The organism is Tardiphaga sp. 619_E2_N8_4 (genome assembly GCF_051810905.1).
Lineage (GTDB): Bacteria > Pseudomonadota > Alphaproteobacteria > Rhizobiales > Xanthobacteraceae > Tardiphaga > Tardiphaga robiniae.
Map to the genome: position 1 here is coordinate 5,730,781 of NZ_JBPWQJ010000001.1, position 20,121 is coordinate 5,750,901.

Below are 20,121 nucleotides of genomic sequence, written 5' to 3' on the forward strand. Positions count from 1 at the left end.
TGACATGAGACTTCAGGGGCGTACGGCAATCATCACCGGCGGAGGCTCTGGCATCGGCCAGGCCAGTGCCATGCTGTTCGCACAGGAAGGCGCGTTTGTCGCACTGGTCGATCGCGACGAGGCCGGCCTGAAAGAAACGCTGGCGACACTGCCCAATGCAACCAAGGCGTCGATGCATCTCGGTGATGTCGGCGACGGCGATTTCGCGCAGACCGTGGTCGGGGAGATCGTCGCCCGGCGCGGTCAGCTCGACGTGTTGATGACCTCGGCTGGCTTTTCCTGCGGCGGCACCGTGGCGACTACAGCGCCAGAAGATTGGGACGCCGTGTTTCGCACCAATGTCGGCGGCACCTGGCTGTGGGCGCGCGCGGCCATTCCGCAGATGCAGAAGCAGGGCAAGGGATCGATCATCACGCTGGCCTCGCAATTGGCCATTGCCGGCGGCAAGGGCAATAGCGCCTATATCGCAGCCAAAGGCGCGATCATCAGCCTGACACGCACCATGGCTGTGGATTTCGCCACCGACGGCATTCGCGTCAACGCGATCGCACCGGGCGCTATCGACACGCCGCTGCTGCGCCGCAGCTTCGCGCGCCATGCGGACCCCGAACCCGTGCGCGATGCCTCGCGCAATCGTCACGCCATGAAGCGTTTCGGTCTGGCCGAAGAAGTCGCGCAGACCGCGCTGCATCTGGCGAGCGATGCATCCTCGTTCACGACCGGCACGGTCATGCCGGTCGATGGCGGATGGCTCGCAGCATGAGCGACGCTCTCGCAGCGCTGGAAGCGCAGGTCCGCGACGATCTCCACAAGATTGCCCACCCGAACATGCCGTGGCTGCAGCCGAAATCCGCGCCGGACGGCACAGCCGCGCTGGACGTGCTGATCGTCGGCGCCGGCCAGGGCGGCGTCACAGCGGCCTTTGGCCTGCTACGATCGCAGGTCACCAACATACTCGTTGTCGACAAAAGCGCCGAAGGCCGCGAAGGCCCCTGGCTCACCTACGCCCGCATGCCGACGCTGCGCAGCCCCAAACACTTCACCGGCCCCGATCTCGATATCCCCGCTCTCACCTATCAGTCATGGCACGAAGCCATGTTCGGGAAGGATCACTGGCAGGCGCTCGATCGCATCCCGCGCGGACACTGGGCGGACTATCTGCTGTGGTTCAGGCGCATCACCGGCGTGCCTGTACGCAATGGCTGCGAAATCCTGGACATTGGACCTGCCGCGAACGGCTTGCTTGCAGCAACCGTACAAGGCGTCGACGGCATCGAAATCATCCATGCGCGCAAGGTGCTGCTGGCGACCGGACAGGAAGGCATGGGCAACTGGATGATCCCGGGGCAACTCCAGCACCTGCCATCGTCGCTTTGCGTGAATGCATCCGCGGATATCGATTTCGAAGCCCTGCGTGGCAAGACCGTCGCCGTGATCGGCGCCGGCGCATCCGCCTTCGACAATGCGGCAACCGCGCTCGAAGCCGGCGCTGAGGTGCACCTGTTGTGCCGCCGCGCGGAAATCCAAATCGTGCAGCCCTACCACTGGCTAACCTTCCGCGGGTTGCTGCGTCACTTCAGCGAGCTCGACGATGCCTGGCGCTGGCGCTTCATGCGCCGGCTGATGGATTTACGCGAAGGCTTCCCGCAGCCGACCTGGGATCGCTGCGCGCGGCATGCCGGCTTCCATCTCCACGAAAACGCGCCCATTCAGTCGGCACAAAAAATAGGCAACCAAGTTACATTGCAGACGCCACAGGGTACCTTCACGGCGGACTTCGTGATCTGCGGAACCGGAATCGACATGGATTTCGCAGGCCGTCGTGAGCTACAGAGCTGCGCCGGCAATATCGCGATCTGGTCTGATCGCTACCAGCCGCCGGATACCGAGTTCAGCCCGCGCCTCGGCCGTTTTCCATATCTCGGCGATGATTACGCGCTGATGGAACGCGTTCCCGGCACCACGCCGTGGATCGCCGACATCCACCTTTTCGCAATTGCGTCCACCATGAGCTTCGGTCCGTCGGGGTCATCGATCAATGCGATGACCACCGCGATCCCGAAACTGGTGCATGGCCTGACGCGCGGCTTGTTCCGCGCGGATATCGAGCGATACTGGACCGCGTTCGAGGCTTACGACGTTCCACAAGTGACCATTGCAAGGGCGACGGAAGCTGCGGCAAAAAGCTAAAGGACCAAATTATTCCGACGGGGAAAGTTCTCCGCTTGGCACCTATCGACCATCGTTTGGCGCGTTCCTTGCTTCAGTGGATGGGTCGCTCGACAGGTCAGGCACTGACGAGTCCGTTCAGAGTTTCCGTCGAATTCAGAGGATAGGGTTATGGGACTGATCTATTCCAAGCAGATGCTCGGCGCCGCCGCAGCGCTGGCATTTTTCACCGCTGCCGTTCCTGCCAAGGCGCAGACCCGCGCCGAGACGCTGCGTTACGTGACCGGCGCCGCTGTCAACACGCTCGATCCCAATATTCCCGGCTCGACCCGCGAAGCCTTCGCCGTCAGCCTCTCGACCTATGACCGTCTCGTCTCGTTCGGCCGCAAGCAGCTGAATGGCAAATGGGTGTTCGATCTCGACACGATCCGCGGCGAACTCGCAGAGTCCTACTCTGTCAGCCCGGATGGCCTGAAGATCACCTTCAAGCTGCGCAACGACGCGAAATTCCAGGACGGCTCGCCGGTCACGGCCGAGGACGTGAAGTGGTCGCTCGACCGCGCCGTCACCGCCAAGATCCTTGGCAAGGCGCAGCTGCTGACCGGATCGCTTACCGATGCCAGCCAGTTCAAGGTGATCGATCCCACGACATTCGAAGTAACACTGCCGCAGCCGGACAAACTGGCGCTGCCGAACCTCGCCACGGTCTATCCGATCATCATCAATTCGAAACTCGCCAAGGCCCACGCCACCGAGGAAGATCCGTGGGCACAGGCTTGGCTGAAGGAAAACACCGCCGGGTCCGGCGCCTATATCGTCGAGACCTTCAAGCCCGGCGAGCAGGTCATCCTCAAGCGTAATGACGCATGGAATCGCGCGCCCGGCAGTAAGCAGGCCTTCTTCAAGCGCCTGATCATCCAATCGGTGCCAGAGCCGGCAACGCGCGCCAACCTGGTTGAGAAGGGTGACGCTGATATCGTCATCGACCTGCAGGCCAGCGATGCGCAGGCGTTAGAGGCCAAGGGCAAGCTGCAGGTGATCTCGACGCCGCAGTATAACGCCATCACCTTCATCTCCATGAACAACCAGATGGCTCCCTTCGACAAGCCGGACGTGCGTCGCGCCGTGGCCTATGCGCTGCCTTATGACGATATGTTCAAGGCCGCTCTATTCGGACGCGGTGATTTGCTGGCCGGCGCGACCTGGGCCGATGGCAAGCCGCCGAGCGGTGCATTTCCGATCAAGCAGCCGATCAAGCTCGACCTCGAAAAGGCCAAGGCCTATCTGAAGGCCGCAGGCTATCCGGACGGTTTCTCGACCACGTTCAGCTTCAATGTGGGCCAGTCGGCAACTGCTGAGCCGATGGCTGCGCTGCTGAAGGAATCGCTCGCCAAGATCGGCATCAAGGTCGATATCCAGAAGCTGCCGGATGCGCAGATGTCGACTCAGATCACCGAGAAGAAGCTACCCTTCTTCACCGAGGGAATCGTCGCCTGGCTGCCGTCGACCGACTACTTCTACCGCAACTTCTACACCGGCAATCAACGCTGGAACTACAGCTCTATCGACAATGCCGAGCTGACCGCGGTCGCGCAGAAGGCTCGTTTCGAGGCTGACAAGGCCAAGTATGAAGCCGACGGCAAGGTGCTGAACGCGATGAACTTCGATCTGATGCCCCAGATTCCGCTGTGGCAGCCGAGCCAGGACGCGGTGATGGCCTCGAACCTGACGGGCTACACCTATCAGTTCCATCGCCAGGTCGATTACCGCGACCTCAGCCGGAAGTGATCCTCCGAGCACCATGCGAGCAAATCCCGAAGCGCCCCTCAGCGGCGCTTCGGATCTATGCAGCTTGCGAACTTAACTGCAGCGAGCTGCCCTTGGCTTCGAGTAACCGATCATGACGACACTGGGCGCAACGGCCATCCGCGCAGCGCGACGCTTCGCATCCTCGCTTCCTGCATTGTTCGGCGTGCTGATCTTCACCTTCCTGCTGATGCGCGTCTTGCCGGGCGATCCTGCCGTGTTCTTTGCCTCGGGACCCAACTCCGGCAAGGAAGAGATCGAGACGATCCGCAAACAGATGGGTCTCGACAAGCCCGTGCCACAGCAACTGTTCCTGTATCTCTACGACGTCGGCCGCGGCAATCTTGGCCGTTCGCTGATGACAGGCCAGAACGTCACCAAGGACTTGCGTGAGCGCCTGCCCGCTTCCCTCGAACTGACCTTCTCAGCACTCCTGATCGCACTTGTTCTCGCAATCCCGCTGGGTGTCCTTGCAGCGCTTAAACCAGGATCGCTGGTCGATCACGGCGTGAGGCTCTTCTGCGCTCTCGGGGTCTGTGTCCCGACCTTCGTGTCGGGCCTGCTGCTGATCTATATCTTCTATTATCTGTTCGGCGTGTCGCCCGATCCGACCGGGCGCGTCGATATCTTCACGACGCTGCCGCCCGCACATACCGGCTTCCTGTTGATCGACTTTGCGCTCGCCGGCGACTTCGATGGCTGGTGGGCCGCATTCAAGCAATTGATCCTGCCGGCCTGTACAATGGCGCTGTTTGTTATCGCGCCATTGGCGCGTATCACCCGCGCCTCGATGCTGGCCTCGCTCGGCAGCGACTTCGTTCGCACTGCGCGTTCTGTCGGGCTGTCATGGTGGCGCATCATCGTCACCTATGCGCTGCGTAATGCGATCCTGCCTGTCATCACCATTGCCGGCATCGTGTTCTCGACCATGCTCGGCGCCAATGTGCTGGTGGAGAAAGTGTTTTCCTGGCCAGGCGTCGCCTCCTACGCGCTCGACGCGCTGCTGTCGTCGGACTATGCCCCGGTGCAAGGCTTCGTGCTGCTGATGGCTTCGGTCTTCGTTATCGTCAATCTCGTCGTCGATGTGCTCTATGGCATCGCCGACCCCAGGATTTCCATCGGATGAGCAGCGCAACACTTCAACACGCCGCCTTCATCCTGCGCGGCAATCCCATTACCGGCATCGCCGCCATCGGCGCCGCGCTGCTGATCTTTGTCGGCATCTTCGGTCCGTGGATCGTACCCTATGATCCCATCGCATCGAACGTTCAGAATGCGCTGATGCCGCCGAGTGCTGCGCATTGGGCCGGCACCGACCAGCTTGGCCGCGATGTGTTCAGCCGCATCATCGTCGCCGCACAGCTCGACCTCGCCATCGCCGTCTCTGCGGTTGGCATCTCCTTTGCGCTGGGCGCTGTCATCGGCGCCCTCTGCGGCTATTCGGGCGGCAAGCTAGATCGCGCTGTTGGCCGCTTCGTCGACGTGCTGATGGCATTCCCGCTATTCGTGCTGGCCATGGCCATGGTCGCTGCCCTCGGCAATCGCGTCGAGAACATCGTGATCGCCACCGCAATCATCAACCTGCCGTTCTATATCCGCTTTGCACGCGCAGAAGTGAACGTGCGCCGCAACCTCGGCTGGGTCGAGGCCGCTCGCGCTTGCGGCGACAGCCATGTCTCGGTGGTGCTGCGCTTTCTGTTGCCCAATGTGCTGCCTGCGATGGTAGTGCAGATGTCGCTCAATCTCGGCTGGGCCATCATCAATGCTGCCGGCCTCTCGTTTATCGGGCTCGGCGTCAAGCCGCCGACGCCTGAATGGGGCATTATGGTCGCTGAAGGCGCGCGTTTCATCTCCACCGGCAAATGGTGGCTGGTCGCGTTTCCCGGCCTGGCGCTGATGCTCGCCGTGCTTTGCTTCAATCTGCTCGGCGACGGGCTGCGTGATATTCTTGATCCGAGACAGCGAACGTGATGACGACACCAAAACCGCTGCTCGATATCGAGAATCTTCAGGTCACCTTTTCAACGCGCCGCGGCCCGGTTGAGGCCGTGCGCGGAATTTCGTTGTCGCTTGCCGAGGGCGAAACGCTGGGGATCGTCGGTGAGAGCGGCTCCGGAAAATCCGTCACGGGTTTTGCGATGACGCGCCTGCTGGATACATCGGGTAAAATTTCCGGCGGCCGCATCAGTTTCCGTGATCGCGACATCACCAAGATGACCAGTGCCAGCCTGCGCGAGATGCACGGCTCGGCGATGGCCATGATCTTCCAGAATCCGCGCGGCGCGCTGAACCCGATCCGCGCCATCGGCCAGCAGATCGCCGATGCCATTCTGGCGCATCGCAAGATCTCCGCCTCCGAGGCACGCGCGCAATCCCTCGAATTGCTGCGTGCGGTGAAGATCCGCGACCCCGAAAAGCGCATGAACGCCTATCCGCACGAACTCTCTGGCGGCATGTGCCAGCGCGTCATGATCGCCATGGCAATCTCCAGCAATCCGGCTCTGCTGATCGCGGATGAGCCGACAACCGGCCTCGACGTCACCACGCAGAAAGTGGTGATGGATCTCCTCGCCAGCATCGCCGCCGAGCGGGGTATGGCGACGATCCTCATCACCCACGACCTCGGCCTCGCCGCCCGCTATTGCCGCCGCGTCGTGGTGATGGAACAGGGCAAACTCGTCGAGGAAGCCGACGCCCTGACGCTGTTCCGATCGCCGCAGCACCCCTACACCAAGCGGCTCGTCGCAGCGTCGCCAACCGCGACCTCGCGGGTCGAGGATCTCGTGACCGACGACGAGAAGCTGCTGGTACCGACCGTCCCCCTCGCTCCGCCGCCAAAGCCGGCGCATGGCACGCCGCCGCTGCTGGAAGTTCTCGACCTCGTCAAACGCTTCGACGACGGCACTGTCGGCGTCGCGAATTTCTCGATGGCCATCGCGCCTGGGGAAAGCGTCGGTCTGGTCGGCGAGTCCGGCTCCGGCAAGAGCACGACCTCGCGCATGATCTGCCGTTTGCTCGATCAGACCGAAGGCACCATCAATTTCAACGGCCAGTCGATCAGCCATATTCCGGCGCGAGACTTCCACCGCGCGCCGCAGCGCCGCGAGATCCAGATCGTTTTCCAGGATCCGAACGACAGCCTCAATCCGCGCTTCAACGCCTTCGACTGTATCGCGCATCCGCTGATCCGCCTGCTCGGCATGCGCAATGGGGCGGCGCTGCGCCAGCGCGTCGGCGAATGTGCTCATCGCGTCGGCCTCCCCGCCAATCTGCTGGAACGGTTTCCGCACCAGCTCTCGGGTGGCCAGAAGGCCCGTATCGGCATCGCGCGCGCGATTGCCTGCCGGCCGAAGCTTCTGGTGCTGGACGAGCCGACGGCCGCGCTCGACGTTTCCGTTCAGGCCGTGGTGTTGCAGCTCCTCGATCGTTTGCGCCGCGAAGACAATCTCGCCTTCCTGTTCGTCAGCCACGATCTCAACGTCGTGCGCATGATGTGCCAGCGGACCATCGTGCTGCGCAACGGCGCCATCGTCGAAGAAGGCGAGAGTCACCAGTTGTTCGACAGCCCGAAGACCGACTACACCCGCGAGCTCGTCGATGCAGTTCCGCATATCGAGATGATCGCCGCAGAAAAAATGGCCGCCGGCGCCTAGCCGCGGGTGGCTAGCGGCTAAACGCCTCAACGGACAGCCTTGTCCGGTTCCATTGGCGTAACCATACCGACTATAGTGTGAGTTATACCGGTGCCGGATACCTTGCATCCGCGCCTTATCTCGCAGAACATAAGACTAAGCGTCCCCAATGACGCAATAAAATCGGGAGGATTCCGTGCGGATCAAAGCCGTTCACGTTGCCTTGCTTGCCGTCATGGCGAGCTGTTCTGCGATCACGACCGGCGCGCACGCCCAGTGGCCGCAGAAACAAGTCACCTTCATCGTTCCCTTCGCTGCCGGCGGCGGCACCGATGCCTTTGCGCGGCCACTGGCGGCGCAGCTCGATACCCAGCTTGGCAAGCGCGTCATCATCGAAAACCGCGCCGGTGCCGGGGGCACGGTCGGCGCTTCGGCGGCTGCCAAGGCGGCGCCTGACGGCTATACCTTCTTCATGGGTGCCGCGCATCACGCGATCGCCCCGTCGCTCTATCCCACCCTCGATTATGACATCGAGAAAGACTTCATCCCGGTGGCGCTGATCGCACGGCCGCCACAGGTTATCGTGGTCAATCCAGACAAGGTCGCCGCCAAGACACTGGGTGAATTCATCGCCTATGCGAAGGCCAACCCGGACAAGCTCTCTTATGGATCGGCCGGCGCCGGCACGACGCATCACCTAGCCGGCGAGCTGTTCAAGATCCTGACCCAGACCAAGATCCAGCACGTGCCCTATCGCGGCGCCGGACCGGCAATGCAGGACCTGATCGCCGGTCACGTGCCCGTCGTGTTCGACGGTCTCGGCTCGTCCGCCGCGCCAATCCGCGCGGGGCAACTCCGCGCGCTAGCGATTGCCGCTCCGAAGCGCGTGGCAGCCTTCCCCGATCTGCCGACCGCGGCGGAAGCCGGTTTGCCGAATTATGAAGTCGCCACCTGGTACGGGCTGTTCGCCCCCAAGGGCACACCGCCCGACGTGGTCGAGCGCATGGCGAAGGAATTGAAAGCTGCATTGCAGGTGCCGGCGATCAAGGAAGCGTGGGAGCGCAATGGCTCCGACGTGCCTGATGTGGCCGGCGCCGACTTCGGCAAGATGGTGTCGGCCGAGGTGGCGCGCTGGCGCAAGGTCGTGACCGAGGCCAACGTCAAGCTGGATTGATCCGAGCGAACACACGAAAGCCCACCGGACGCGGTAACCTGCGTCTGGTGGGCTTTTTTATGCGGAAGCGACTTCTGCCTGCCTGGCACCTGGACCGGCAAACATCGCACGGCCGGGAATCGCATCCAGCAGCGCGCGGGTATAGGCGTCGGTGGGATTCTGGAAGATCTTCTGCGTCTCGCCCTGCTCGACGATCTCGCCGCGCCGCATCACCACGATGCGGTCGGCAATTTCAGCGGCGACACGCAAGTCATGGGTGATGAAGATCATGGCGAGGTTCATCTCCTCGCGCAGTTCTGCGAGAAGCTGCAGCACCTGCGCCTGCACCGACACGTCGAGCGCCGAGACGGCTTCGTCCGCGACCAGCACCGAAGGCTTCAGGGCCAGTGCACGGGCGATACAGATACGCTGGCGCTGACCGCCGGAGAATTCGTGCGGATAGCGATTGGCCGCACTCTCCTGCAGGCCGACGCGGGCCAGAAGGCGCTTGGCATCGGCCATGGCTTCCTTGGAGGGCGTGCCATAGGCAATCGGGCCGCCGGCAATCGCGTCGCCGACCTTCTGGCGCGGATCGAGCGCCGCGAAGGGATCCTGGAACACGATCTGAATCTTGCGGCGCATCTGGCGCAATCGTTCGCCACGCTGTGACAGCAGATCCTTGCCATCGAAATGAACTGAGCCCGTGTCAGGCTCGATCAGCCGCATGATCAACCGCCCCAGCGTGGACTTGCCTGACCCGGACTCGCCGACGATGGCCACCGTCTCGCGCGCCTTCAGGCCGAGCGAGATGTTCTGCACCGCATCGGTCCGGCGCGGCGGCAGGAACATGCCCTGCTTGGTGATGAAGGTCTTGTTCAGCCCGACCGCATCGAGCAACGGCTCACCGGTGATCTTGCGATCGGCTTTGGTCAGCGAGCGCGCGCCGGGGACGGCGGCGATCAGGCTCTTGGTGTAATCGTCCTTCGGATTACGCAGGACCTCGTCGACGGTGCCCTGCTCAACGACACGGCCGTTGCGCATGACCACGACGCGATCAGCGACATCGGCAACGACGCCAAAATCGTGGGTGATCAGCAGCACGCCCATACCGCGCTCCGACTGGAGCTTCTTCACCAGCGCCAGAATCTGCTTTTGCGTGGTCACGTCGAGCGCGGTGGTCGGCTCGTCTGCAAGAAGCAGCGCCGGATTATTCGCCATCGCCATCGCGATCATGATGCGCTGACGCTGGCCGCCCGAGAGCTGGAACGGAAAGCTGCGCGCGAGCGCCACCGGATCCGGCAGGCCAACGTCCCGGATCAACTCCTGCACGCGCGCATCCACCGCCTCTTTGGACGGCGTCGGCTTGGTGTGTGTGATGATCGATTCCGCAATCTGCTGGCCGACACGGGCCAGCGGATTGAGCGCGCTGAGTGGCTCCTGGAAAATCATCGAGATGGCGCCGCCGCGCAGCTTGCGCATTGTCGGCTCATCGGCCTTGGCGATGTCGTTACCATTGAAGCTGATGCTGCCCTGCGCAACGCCCGTTCGGTCGGGCAGCAGTCGCAGGATCGCATGCGCGGTCATCGACTTGCCGGAGCCGGACTCGCCGACGAGACAGACGATTTCGTTGCGGTTGACTGTGAGCGATACGTCTTCGATGGCAAAAGGACGATCTGCGCCCGGCGGCAGGCTGATAGAGACGTTCTCGATGGCAAGCAGTGTTTTGTCAGTCATGGATACTATCGCTTGCGTGAGATACGGGGATTCAGCGTGTCGTTGAGACCTTCACCCACGAGATTGATGGCCAGCACGGTGAGCAGGATGGCGAGGCCGGGAAACACGCTCATCCACCATGCCTGACGGATCACAGTGCGCGCAGCACCGATCATGAAGCCCCACGACATCAGATTGGGATCGCCGAGACCCATGAAGCTCAGCGCACTCTCGATCAGGATGGCGCTGGCGACCGCCAGCGATCCGGTGACGATGATCGGCGAGATCGCGTTCGGCAGAATGCGACGCAGCACTACGGTCAGCGGACGCTGGCCCTGACACACCGCAGCCTGAACGAACTCACGCCCACGCAGCCGCATGAACTCGGCGCGCGTCAGGCGTGCCAGTGGCGGCCAGCTGACGATGCCGATCGCGAAGATGATATTGGAGATTTTCGGCCCGATGGTCGCGACCAGCAGGATTGCGAGAATGAAGCCCGGAATGGTCTGGAACAGCTCGGTGATACGCATCATCACCTCATCAACCTTGCCGCCGAAATAGCCGGCGGTTGCGCCGATGGTGACGCCGATGACCAGGGAGGTTAGCGTCGAGATGACGCCGATGATCAGCGAGATGCGGGCGCCATGCGCGATGCCGGCAGCCACGTCACGGCCAAGCATGTCGGAGCCAAGCCAAAGCCCTTCGCTGAACGGCGGCTGGAACGGCGCGCCAACCATGTCCCAAGGGTCGTCGGGAAACAGCCACGGGGCCGTCGCCGCGAGGAGGACCACCGCGAGGAGGACGATCAGACCAATCATCCCGGTGGGATGGCGGAGAAACGATTTGAGCGTAGACATCATATAATCCCGTTCACGATGCCGCACGCACGGAGACGCGTGGATCGATCACCCGGTAGATCGCATCGGTGAGAAGATTGAGCGCAATCACGATCACCGACATCACCAGGAACACGCCCAGCAACACCGGATAGTCGCGCTGCAACAGCGCGTCATAGATGAGACGGCCGAGACCCGGCCAGGCGAACACGGTCTCGATCACCACCGCACCGCCAACCAGCGCACCGGCCTGCATACCTGCGACAGTCACGATGGGCAGCATCGCATTGCGCAGGATATGGCGAATGATGATGCGGCCCTGCTTCAGGCCCTTGGCCTTGGCGGTCTTGATGAAATCCTGATGGGTCACATCGAGCACCGACGAACGCATCAGGCGCGTGTAGATCGCGAGATACACCGCTGCGAGCGACACTGCCGGCAGGATCAGATGCATCCCGATATCGCCCATGCGCTGCAGTGTCGTCATCGGCACGCCGATGGTGACATAGCCGAAGGCCGGCAGCCAATCGAGTTGCACCGAGAACAGCAACACCAGCATCAGGCCAAGCCAGAACACCGGCGTCGCATACAGGAGCAACGACACGATCGTCAGCAACGTATCTGACCACTTGCCAGCACGAACACCGGCCAGTGTGCCCAGAATGATCCCGGACAGCAGCGCGAGGGTGAAAGCCGTCGCTGTCAGCAGCAGCGTCGCTGGCAAGCGCTCGAGAATGAGCGATGCTACGGTGCGCTGCTGGCGATAGGAATAGCCCAGGTCGAGCGTCACGACGCGCTTCAGATAGGTGGCGAGCTGAATTGGATAGGGTTTATCGAGCCCATATTCAGCGCGCAGCTGCGCCAGAAGCTTTTCGTCGGAGGCGCCGCTCTGGCCGGCAATCACCTGCGCGGGATCGCCAGGTGCGGCATGAACGAGAATAAAGTTGAAGGTCGCAATGACCAAGACGACGGCTACGAATTTGACAAACCAACCCGCAAGCGCGAGGGCGATCGCGAACACGCGACCGCCTTTTGCATTAACCGATACCGCCGTCATCCGAAGCTCACGTCGCTGAACGATTCATGCACGCCGATCGCTGTTGTAGTCACGTTCTTGAGGCGCTTGTCGATGAAGGTGGGATAGGCCTGCTCGAACATCCAGACCACCGGCACATCCTCGACCAGGATCTTCTGCACCTGGCTGTAGAGTTCCTGACGCTTGGCCTCGGAGGTCGAGGTTGCAGCCTCTTCGAACAGACGGTCGACTTCCGGATTGGAATAGCCTGCCGTGTTCGAGAATAGGATGCCCTTCTTGATATTCGACGAGATGTAGGTGCGCGACACGCCGAGCGCGGGATCTCCGAACTGATAGACCAGATTGCCGGTCATCTCGTAGTCCCAGTTGCTGAACTTCTCCGCCCAGCCACCGACGTCGGTGTTCTCGATCTGCACATCGATGCCGACGCGGCCGAGCGACTGGCGAATGAACTCGGCCGCGCGCTGATAGATTTCACCATAAGGCGGGGTGAGATACTTGATGGTAACGCGTTTGCCGCCGGCACCCGGCTTAAGCCCCATCTCGTCGAGCAGCGCCTTCGCCTTGTCCAACGAGTAATCGTAACGCTTGACGTCCTTCTCGTAGAACCTGGTCGCCGACGACACTGGACCGGTCGCGACCTTGGGCAGACCGAAATAGACGCGCTGCGCCATCGACTTCAGATCGAGCGCATAGGCAATAGCCTGACGGAAACGCTTGTCATCCATCGGCTTGATGCGGTTGTTGAGTTCGAGCCACTGATGCGGTGCGAAGTATTCGTAGCCCTTGGTGGTCATCTCGAAATTCGGCAGCTTCGACAGCCGCGCCACATCGAACATTTCGATGTCGTTCCACTGCGTCAGCTGAATCTTGCCCTGCTCCAGCGCAACGGCGCGCGATGCGGAGTCGGGAATGATGCGGTAGATGATTTCGTCGAGATACGGCTGATCCTTGCGGTAGTAGCCTTCGTGCTTGACGAGATGAACATGCGAGCCCTTCACCCATTCCTTCAGCTTGAACGGGCCTGAGCCGATCGCCTGTGCATTGGCCGGGTTCTTGCGATATTCGGTGCCGTCATAGATATGCTTCGGCACGATCGGACCCGTCGTGCAGTCGAGCGCTGTCAGGAACGGGGCAAAGGTCGACTTCAGCTTGAACACCACGGTGAGCGGATCCGGCGCATCGGCCTTTTCGATGCGCGAGTAAATACCGCGCGCACGTGCATGGGTCTCCGGCAGCAGCTTGGTCATCGAGAAGATGACGTCGTCAGCCGTCAGCGGCTTGCCGTCATGAAAGGTAATGCCGGGGAACAGTTTGAATGTATAAGTCAGGCCGTCCGGCGACACTTCCCACGACTGTGCGAGACCCGGCATCGGCTTGAGGTCAGGGCTGTAGCGCAGCAGGCTCTCATAAATCTTGCCGCCCAGTGTCAGCGTCGGCTGCTGCTGGTTCAGTGCCGTGACGAGGATCGGAGGCTCTGGCTGAATGATCGTGTTCAGCGTGCCGCCCTTGGTCTGACCAGCGGCACGAGTGATGCCGAGGGGAATACCCGAGAGAGCAACCGCGCTCACGCCCATCAGCTTCGCGAATTCACGTCTATTCATAGCCTCTTCCTTTAAACATTGACGCCTGACAGTGGCTGTAGCCGGACGCTTGCACGTCCGGCTACAGCCAAGCCATCAAGTGACTTTCAGTAACTTCGGCTTCAACCGAGCGTCACGGCTCCAAAAGTCTCGTGCACACCGATGCCGGTGGTGATGACGTTCTTCAACCGCTTGTCGATGAAGTTGGGGAAGTCTTGCTCGACCATCCATGCGATCGGGACTTCTTCTACGACAATTTTCTGCACGGCCGTGTAGAGTTCCTGACGTTTTGCGTCAGAGGTCGCCACGGCGGCTTCCTCGAATAGCCGGTCTACTTCCGGATTGGAATAGCCCGCGATATTTGAGAACAGAATACCCTTGCGGATATTCGCCGTGATGTAACTGCGCGACACGCCCAGCGCCGGATCGCCGAACTGGTAAAGCAGATTACAGGTCATCTCGTAATTCCAGTTGCTGGTGCGCTCGGCCCAGCCGGCGAGATCGAGATTTTCCAGTTGCAGATCGATGCCGACACGACCGAGCGATTGCTTGAAGAATTCGGCCGAGCGCTGCCAGATTTCGCCATAGGGCGGAACCAGGAATTTGATGCTGACACGCTTGCCGTCAGCACCGGGCTTCAGGCCCATCTCGTCGAGCAGGGCTTTCGCCTTGTCCAGCGAGTAGTCGTACTGCTTGACATCTTTTTCGTAGAACCGGGTCTTCGACGAAACGGGTCCGGTCGCCACCTTGCCGAGATTGAAGAACACGCGTTGCAGCAGCGCCTTGCGATCGACAGCGAACATCACAGCCTGACGGAAGCGCTTGTCGTCCATCGGCTTGACGCGAAGATTGAACTCCAGCCAGAAATGCGGCGCGAAGAACTCGTAGCCCTTGGTGGTCATTTCGACATTGGGCAGCTTCGAGAGACGCGCGACGTCGAACAGTTCGACGTCAGTCCACTGCGTCAACTGGACCTTGCCCTGTTCGAGCGCGACGGCGCGCGATGCGCCGTCCGGAATGACCCGGTAGATGATCTCGTCGAGATGCGGCTCGCCCTTGCGGTAGTAGCCTTCATGCTTGACGAGATGGACGTGGGAGCCCTTGACCCATTCCTTGAGCTTGAACGGGCCCGAGCCGATCGCCTGCGCGTTGGCAGGGTTCTTGCGGAAATCGGTGCCGTCATAGATGTGCTTCGGCACGATCGGCGCTGTCGTGCAATCGAACGAATTGAGGAACGGCGCGAACGGCGCCTTCAGCGTGAACACCACCGTGAGTGGATCGGGCGCTTCGGCCTTGTCGATGCGCAGGAAGGTGCCGCGCGCACGCGCATGGGTTTCGACGAGGACCTTGGTCACCGAGAACACAACATCTTCCGATGTCAGCGGCTTGCCGTCATGGAAGGTGATGCCCGGGAACAGCTTGAACGTATAGACGAGGCCATCAGGCGAAACGGTCCAGGATTCAGCGAGACCGGGCAGCGGCTTGAGATCGGCGCCGTAACGCAGCAGGCTCTCATAGATCTTGCCGCCAAGCGTCAGCGTCGGCTGCTGCTGGTTGAGCGCGGTCACCAGGATCGGGGGCTCGGGCTGGATGATCGTATTGAGCGTGCCGCCCTTGGTCTGACCGACGGCGCGGGTGACGCCGAGAGGAATTCCCGAAAGCGCAGTCGCACTCAAACCTAATAGCTTCGCGAATTCACGTCTGTTCATCTTAATTCCTTTGTAGCAAAGATATTTGAAACCTTCAACGTCATCCGAAGCTCACCGCCCCGAACGTCTCGTGCACTCCGATCGCCGTCGACAACACGTTCTTCAGCCGCTTGTCGATGAAGTTCGGATAGTCCTGCTCGAACGTCCAAACCACTGGAACGTCCTCAACCAGAATTCTCTGGACCTGGCTATAGAGCTCCTGCCGCTTGTCATCGGATGTTGCCACGGCTGCTTCTTCGAACAGGCGATCAACTTCCGGATTGGAATAGCCGGCAGTGTTCGAGAACAGGATGCCCTTCTTGATATTCGATGTGATGTAGGTGCGCGCGACGCCGAGCGCGGGATCGCCGAACTGGTAGACCAGGTTGCCGGTCATATCGTAATCCCAATCGGCGAACTTTTGCGCCCAGCCGGCGATATCGGTGGTCTGCAATTGCAGATCGATGCCGACGCGCCCGAGTGACTGGCGCAGGAATTCGGCGGCCCGCGTATTGGCCTCGCTGACCGGCGAGATCAGATAGCGCAGCGTGACGCGCTTGCCATCCGGACCCGGCTTCAGCCCCATCTCGTCGAGCAGCGCTTTCGCCTTGTCGAGGGAGTAGTCATACGTCTTGACGTTCTTGTCGTAGAACCGTGTCTTCGACGAGATCGGGCCGGTCGCCAGCTTGCCGAGCCCGAAATAGATTCGCTGCAGCATCGCCTTGCGGTCGATCGCATGCATCACGGCCTGACGAAAACGCTTGTCGTCCATCGGCTTGATGCGATTATTGAGTTCGATCCATTGATGCGGCGCAAAGAACTCGTAGCCCTTGGTGGACACCTCGTAATTCGGCAGTTTCGACAGCCGCGGCACCTCGAAGAATTCGATATCGCCCCACTGCGTCAGCTGCACCTTGCCCTGCTCGACCGCCACGGTACGCGACGCACCATCGGGGATCGCGCGGTAGATGATTTCGTCGAGATAGGGCTCGCCGGGCCGATGGTAACCTTCGTGCCGGACAAAATGAATGTGCGATCCCTTGACCCACTCCTTGAGCTTGAACGGACCGCAGCCGATTGCCTGCGCATTGGCGGGATTCTTGCGATAGTCGGTCCCCTCATAGATGTGCTTCGGCAGGATCGGCGCCGTTGTGCAATCCAGCGACGTCAGGAACGGCGCGAAGGGCGACTTCAGCGTGAAGATCACCGTCAGTGGATCGGGCGCTTCCGCCTTCGCGATACGCGCAAATGTCACGCGACCGCGCGCATGGGTTTCCATCAGCACCTTGGTCATGGTGAAAATCACGTCTTCCGACGTCAGCGGCTTGCCGTCGTGAAACGTGATGTTCGGGAACAGCTTGAATGTGTAGGTCAGCCCGTCCGGCGAAACCTCCCAGGATTTGGCGAGGCCGGGAATCGGCTTGAGATCGAAATCGTAACGCAGCAGGCTCTCATAGAGTTTGCCGCCGACGGTGAGGGTCGGCTGTTGCTGATTGATCGCCGTGACCAGGATCGGCGGTTCGGGCTGAATGATCGTATTGAGCGTACCGCCTCTGGTCTGTCCCGTGGCGCGGGTAATGCCGAGCGGGATGCCTGACAGCGCTGTAGCGCTCAGACCCAGCAATTTCGCAAACTCACGTCGATTCATTCAGCTCTCCCGATGGACACAGAGGGTTGAACGTCAGGGTTGCACTGACGCGCAAGGATGAGCTTGCAAAATTCAAGCCGCCGCTGTCGCCGGGCCGATCATCATCGCGATCGGGCCGGCGTTGTCCGAGAACCGAGCATGTTCCGTGAATGAGCAGGCATTCAGTATCCCAGTGCCGGATCGACGCGGTTGAGTAGAATCTCTCCAGCCTCGAGACGGCGGATATTCTCGGCAATCTGGTCGGCAATGACGCGCGGTTTGGCCAATCCGGCCATGTGAGGCGTCACCAGAATACCCGGCTCCGTCCAGAGAGGATTGTCAGGCTGCAGCGGCTCTTTGTCGAACACATCGAGAATTGCGCCGCGCAGATGGCCCGATCGCAATGCGGCGACGAGGTCTGGACCATTCAGATGCTCGCCACGGCTGCAGAGAATAAGCGCCGCCCCTTTCGGCAGGCGGGCGAAGCGGTCAGCATTCAGAATTCCCACTGTGCTCTGCGTTAGCGGCAGCAGACAGACCAGGATGTCGGTCTGCACCAGGAAATCGTCGAGCGCGGCGTCGCCGGCGAAGACGTCCACACCCTCGACCTGTTTTGCGGAGCGCGACCAGCCGGAGACCTTGTAGCCAACCGATTTCAGCAGCGTGGCAGCCTGGATTCCGAGGGTGCCGAGACCGAGGATGCCGACGCGCTTGTCGGCGGCAGCGACCTGATCGTAGCGATGCCAGTGCCCATTACGGGCATTGGTGGAGACGCGGTCGAATTCGCGGTGAAAATACAGCGTGCCCCACAGCACATATTCGGCCATCGCCTTGCCCAGCAGCGGATCCACGATCCGGCAAAGCGGCCGGTCCGGCAGCGCCGTGTCGGACAACACATTGTCCACACCGGCGGCGATGGAATGGATCAGCCGCAAATTCGGCATGGTCGCCATCACGCCCGACGGTGGCTTCCAGCAGACCACCACCTCCCCGTCCAGCGCGCCGTTTTCCGGCCAAGTGGTCACGACCGCGCCGGGAACCACCCGCTTCAGGTGGTCCTCCAGGAAGCCCATGGTGTTGGACAGGGTTGTCATGAGAGTAATGCGGGTCATCGAATTCCTGCGTTTTTTCTGCCCGAGCCTTTTCCGTTTCCGTTCCGATTGAATCGGAACGGGGCTCAGGATTGTTGTTTTACGCGTTTTCTTAACGCGAACCGGTACCCACTTCGCTGGAAAACGCGCTAGTGGCATGAAGCCTGCTTTGAGAATGGCAACGTCCGGAACGATGCGCCCAAAACCTCTATCCTAGGGTACGATGTCGGCGCATCATCTCCGTCTTCACAGGGTCAGGATTTGTCGCGTATGGGCCATATCTCTTCAATTTCGTGCAACACGCCGCGCCAGCGCGTTGCGCCGCCGGCCATGGTGAGTTTTTCCGGCTTCGAGGCCAGCGGCCGCCGCGCCGATGCACTCCAGGGCGCACAACGCCCGGTGGTTGCGATGGCTGCCGAATTCTCCTCGGGCGGCGTCGGCGTCCGGCACAGCCACCGCCGCGCGCAGTTCCTGCACGGCCTGACCGGGGTCATGACGGTCATCACCGAGACTGGCAGCTGGACCGTATCACCGCAGCACGCGCTGTGGATCCCGCCCGGCGTCGTCCATCAAAGTCGCTGCTGGGGCACCGTGCAGCTGCGTACGCTCTATGTCGAACCCGACGCGACGATCGGCCTGCCGACCTCGTGTCAGTTGATGGAAGTCTCCTCGCTGGTGCGCGCATTGCTCAACGAAGCCGTCACCTTCCCGACCGAATACGACATGGATGGCCGCGAAGGGCAGATCATGAATTTGATGCTCGCGGAAATCGGTCGCATGCCGGCCGTGCCGCTGCGCGCGCCTATGCCGCAGGACCGCCGCCTCGCGCGTATCTGTGAAGCGATCCTGCGCGAGCCCGGCAACAATCAGGATCTGGAATCCTGGTCGCAGATCGGCGGCCTCGGCCGACGGACGCTGACGCGGCTGTTTCGCCGCGAGACCGGCATGAGCTTCGCCGAATGGCGCCAGCAGGTGCGATTGATGGAAGCATTGTCGCGCCTGACCATGCGCGAGCCGGTGACCAATGTGGCGCTCGATCTCGGCTATGATAGTCCAAGTGCCTTCAGCGCTATGTTCCGTCGCTCGATGGGAATTTCACCACGCGACTATCTGCGCTGGAGCGAACAGACGGAGGACTTGGCAACGTGACCGACGCGCACCAGCTTAGGACTCGACCGCTGGCCGCGCTTCCATCGAAGCACGCAATCGGCGAATACCGGCTTCGATTTCGCGGATGTCGTCGTCGAGCTGCCCAAGCAACACGCCGAAATTGAAGTCCATTCTGTTGCGGACGGACGCCGCCAGCGTTTCGCGATGCACCTTGAGATCTTGCAACGCACTTAGCTGGTTCGTATCGACATAGGCGGCAACCACAAGCTCAATCGCGCTTTTCACCGCAACGCTTTCTTCTCGGCTTCATCGATTTGCGCTTTCAGCCGCGCCTTGGTCGCTCGAACACCGGGGAATGGTGCTCCGAGCCGGCGTGCCTGGATCTGAACGGAACTCTGCGGTCGTTTCATGATCACCGCGGCTCTGGCCAGCGATACTTTACGCGCGATAAGCCCTTTCAAAATTTCAATCTGTTCCTCGTCCCAACGATTTTTTGCCATCTGATCTTATGAGTGCGCTGAAATAACTTGTCTGTGCGGTAGCTGTCTCTCTGCAACGCGATGTTCACAACTATTGTTCCCGATGCGCCCAGGTTGCAGAGCACAATCCCTGCCGGAGAAAGCGCTGCGTGGAGTTGCGCCGAAAAATCGGAACGTGTTTCAATTGATATCGTTTCG

Annotated in this window: 17 protein-coding genes; 8 read left to right on the plus strand and 9 right to left on the minus strand. The window is 61.2% G+C overall.

Going from position 1 to position 20,121, the window contains the following annotated elements:
• The first annotated feature begins 4 nt into the window (after positions 1-4).
• The 7 genes from AB8A23_RS27290 to AB8A23_RS27320 all read left to right on the plus strand — a co-directional run bounded on the left by AB8A23_RS27290 (position 5) and on the right by AB8A23_RS27320 (position 8,781).
• Positions 5-763 carry an SDR family oxidoreductase gene (locus AB8A23_RS27290; protein ID WP_309946924.1) on the plus strand — a complete coding sequence of 253 codons (759 nt, stop codon included), beginning with the start codon at positions 5-7 and terminating at the stop codon, positions 761-763.
• Positions 760-2,190 carry an NAD(P)-binding domain-containing protein gene (locus AB8A23_RS27295; RefSeq protein WP_439057546.1) on the plus strand — a complete coding sequence of 477 codons (1,431 nt, stop codon included), beginning with the start codon at positions 760-762 and terminating at the stop codon, positions 2,188-2,190. The genes AB8A23_RS27290 and AB8A23_RS27295 overlap by 4 nt, the downstream gene beginning before the upstream one ends.
• Positions 2,191-2,340: 150 nt before the next feature.
• Positions 2,341-3,957 carry an ABC transporter substrate-binding protein gene (locus tag AB8A23_RS27300; RefSeq protein ID WP_439057545.1) on the plus strand — a complete coding sequence of 539 codons (1,617 nt, stop codon included), beginning with the start codon at positions 2,341-2,343 and terminating at the stop codon, positions 3,955-3,957.
• A gap of 112 nt (positions 3,958-4,069) precedes the next feature.
• Positions 4,070-5,101: an ABC transporter permease gene (locus AB8A23_RS27305; RefSeq protein ID WP_170849808.1), complete on the plus strand. Its 1,032-nt coding sequence runs from the start codon at positions 4,070-4,072 to the stop codon at positions 5,099-5,101.
• On the plus strand, positions 5,098-5,946 hold the full coding sequence (locus AB8A23_RS27310; RefSeq protein ID WP_068737405.1) for an ABC transporter permease: 849 nt from the start codon (positions 5,098-5,100) through the stop codon (positions 5,944-5,946). Before AB8A23_RS27305 ends, AB8A23_RS27310 begins: the two co-directional genes overlap by 4 nt.
• Entirely contained in the window at positions 5,946-7,628 is a 1,683-nt protein-coding gene (gene nikE / locus AB8A23_RS27315) for an ABC transporter ATP-binding protein (protein WP_120289228.1), read from the plus strand. Before AB8A23_RS27310 ends, nikE begins: the two co-directional genes overlap by 1 nt.
• 175 nt (positions 7,629-7,803) lie before the next feature.
• A complete protein-coding gene (locus AB8A23_RS27320) occupies positions 7,804-8,781 on the plus strand; it encodes a Bug family tripartite tricarboxylate transporter substrate binding protein (protein WP_231077759.1) in 978 nt (325 codons plus the stop codon).
• A 57-nt stretch (positions 8,782-8,838) separates the two neighbouring features.
• Here the strand turns inward: AB8A23_RS27320 and AB8A23_RS27325 are convergent, their stop codons facing one another.
• From AB8A23_RS27325 to AB8A23_RS27355, 7 genes are all read right to left on the minus strand, one after another.
• Positions 8,839-10,494 carry a dipeptide ABC transporter ATP-binding protein gene (locus AB8A23_RS27325; protein ID WP_120288815.1) on the minus strand — a complete coding sequence of 552 codons (1,656 nt, stop codon included), beginning with the start codon at positions 10,492-10,494 and terminating at the stop codon, positions 8,839-8,841.
• A gap of 5 nt (positions 10,495-10,499) precedes the next feature.
• Complete coding sequence (locus tag AB8A23_RS27330) at positions 10,500-11,330, minus strand: ABC transporter permease (RefSeq protein ID WP_439057544.1); 831 nt, start codon at positions 11,328-11,330, stop codon at positions 10,500-10,502.
• A gap of 13 nt (positions 11,331-11,343) precedes the next feature.
• A complete protein-coding gene (locus tag AB8A23_RS27335) occupies positions 11,344-12,366 on the minus strand; it encodes an ABC transporter permease (protein ID WP_120288814.1) in 1,023 nt (340 codons plus the stop codon).
• On the minus strand, positions 12,363-13,949 hold the full coding sequence (locus AB8A23_RS27340; RefSeq protein ID WP_439057543.1) for an ABC transporter substrate-binding protein: 1,587 nt from the start codon (positions 13,947-13,949) through the stop codon (positions 12,363-12,365). Before AB8A23_RS27340 ends, AB8A23_RS27335 begins: the two co-directional genes overlap by 4 nt.
• 101 nt (positions 13,950-14,050) lie before the next feature.
• The gene (locus AB8A23_RS27345) at positions 14,051-15,637 is read right to left on the minus strand and encodes an ABC transporter substrate-binding protein (RefSeq protein ID WP_439057542.1); all 1,587 of its coding nucleotides are present in this window, start codon (positions 15,635-15,637) and stop codon (positions 14,051-14,053) included.
• 40 nt (positions 15,638-15,677) lie between these two features.
• Complete coding sequence (locus tag AB8A23_RS27350) at positions 15,678-17,264, minus strand: ABC transporter substrate-binding protein (protein WP_320447296.1); 1,587 nt, start codon at positions 17,262-17,264, stop codon at positions 15,678-15,680.
• A 161-nt stretch (positions 17,265-17,425) separates the two neighbouring features.
• A complete protein-coding gene (locus AB8A23_RS27355) occupies positions 17,426-18,337 on the minus strand; it encodes a 2-hydroxyacid dehydrogenase (RefSeq protein WP_439057541.1) in 912 nt (303 codons plus the stop codon).
• Positions 18,338-18,604: 267 nt separating this feature from the next.
• Between AB8A23_RS27355 and AB8A23_RS27360 the strand changes: the two genes are divergently transcribed.
• Positions 18,605-19,483, plus strand: coding sequence for an AraC family transcriptional regulator (locus AB8A23_RS27360; RefSeq protein ID WP_210291527.1), 879 nt, complete (start codon positions 18,605-18,607; stop codon positions 19,481-19,483).
• A 15-nt stretch (positions 19,484-19,498) separates the two neighbouring features.
• Here the strand turns inward: AB8A23_RS27360 and AB8A23_RS27365 are convergent, their stop codons facing one another.
• Together AB8A23_RS27365 and AB8A23_RS27370 are read right to left on the minus strand one after the other, a co-directional pair.
• Positions 19,499-19,708, minus strand: a complete 210-nt coding sequence (locus AB8A23_RS27365) for a hypothetical protein (RefSeq protein WP_139285955.1) — start codon at positions 19,706-19,708, stop codon at positions 19,499-19,501.
• Between the two features lie 17 nt (positions 19,709-19,725).
• Positions 19,726-19,944, minus strand: coding sequence for a hypothetical protein (locus AB8A23_RS27370; protein ID WP_120288809.1), 219 nt, complete (start codon positions 19,942-19,944; stop codon positions 19,726-19,728).
• Positions 19,945-20,121: the final 177 nt, after the last annotated feature.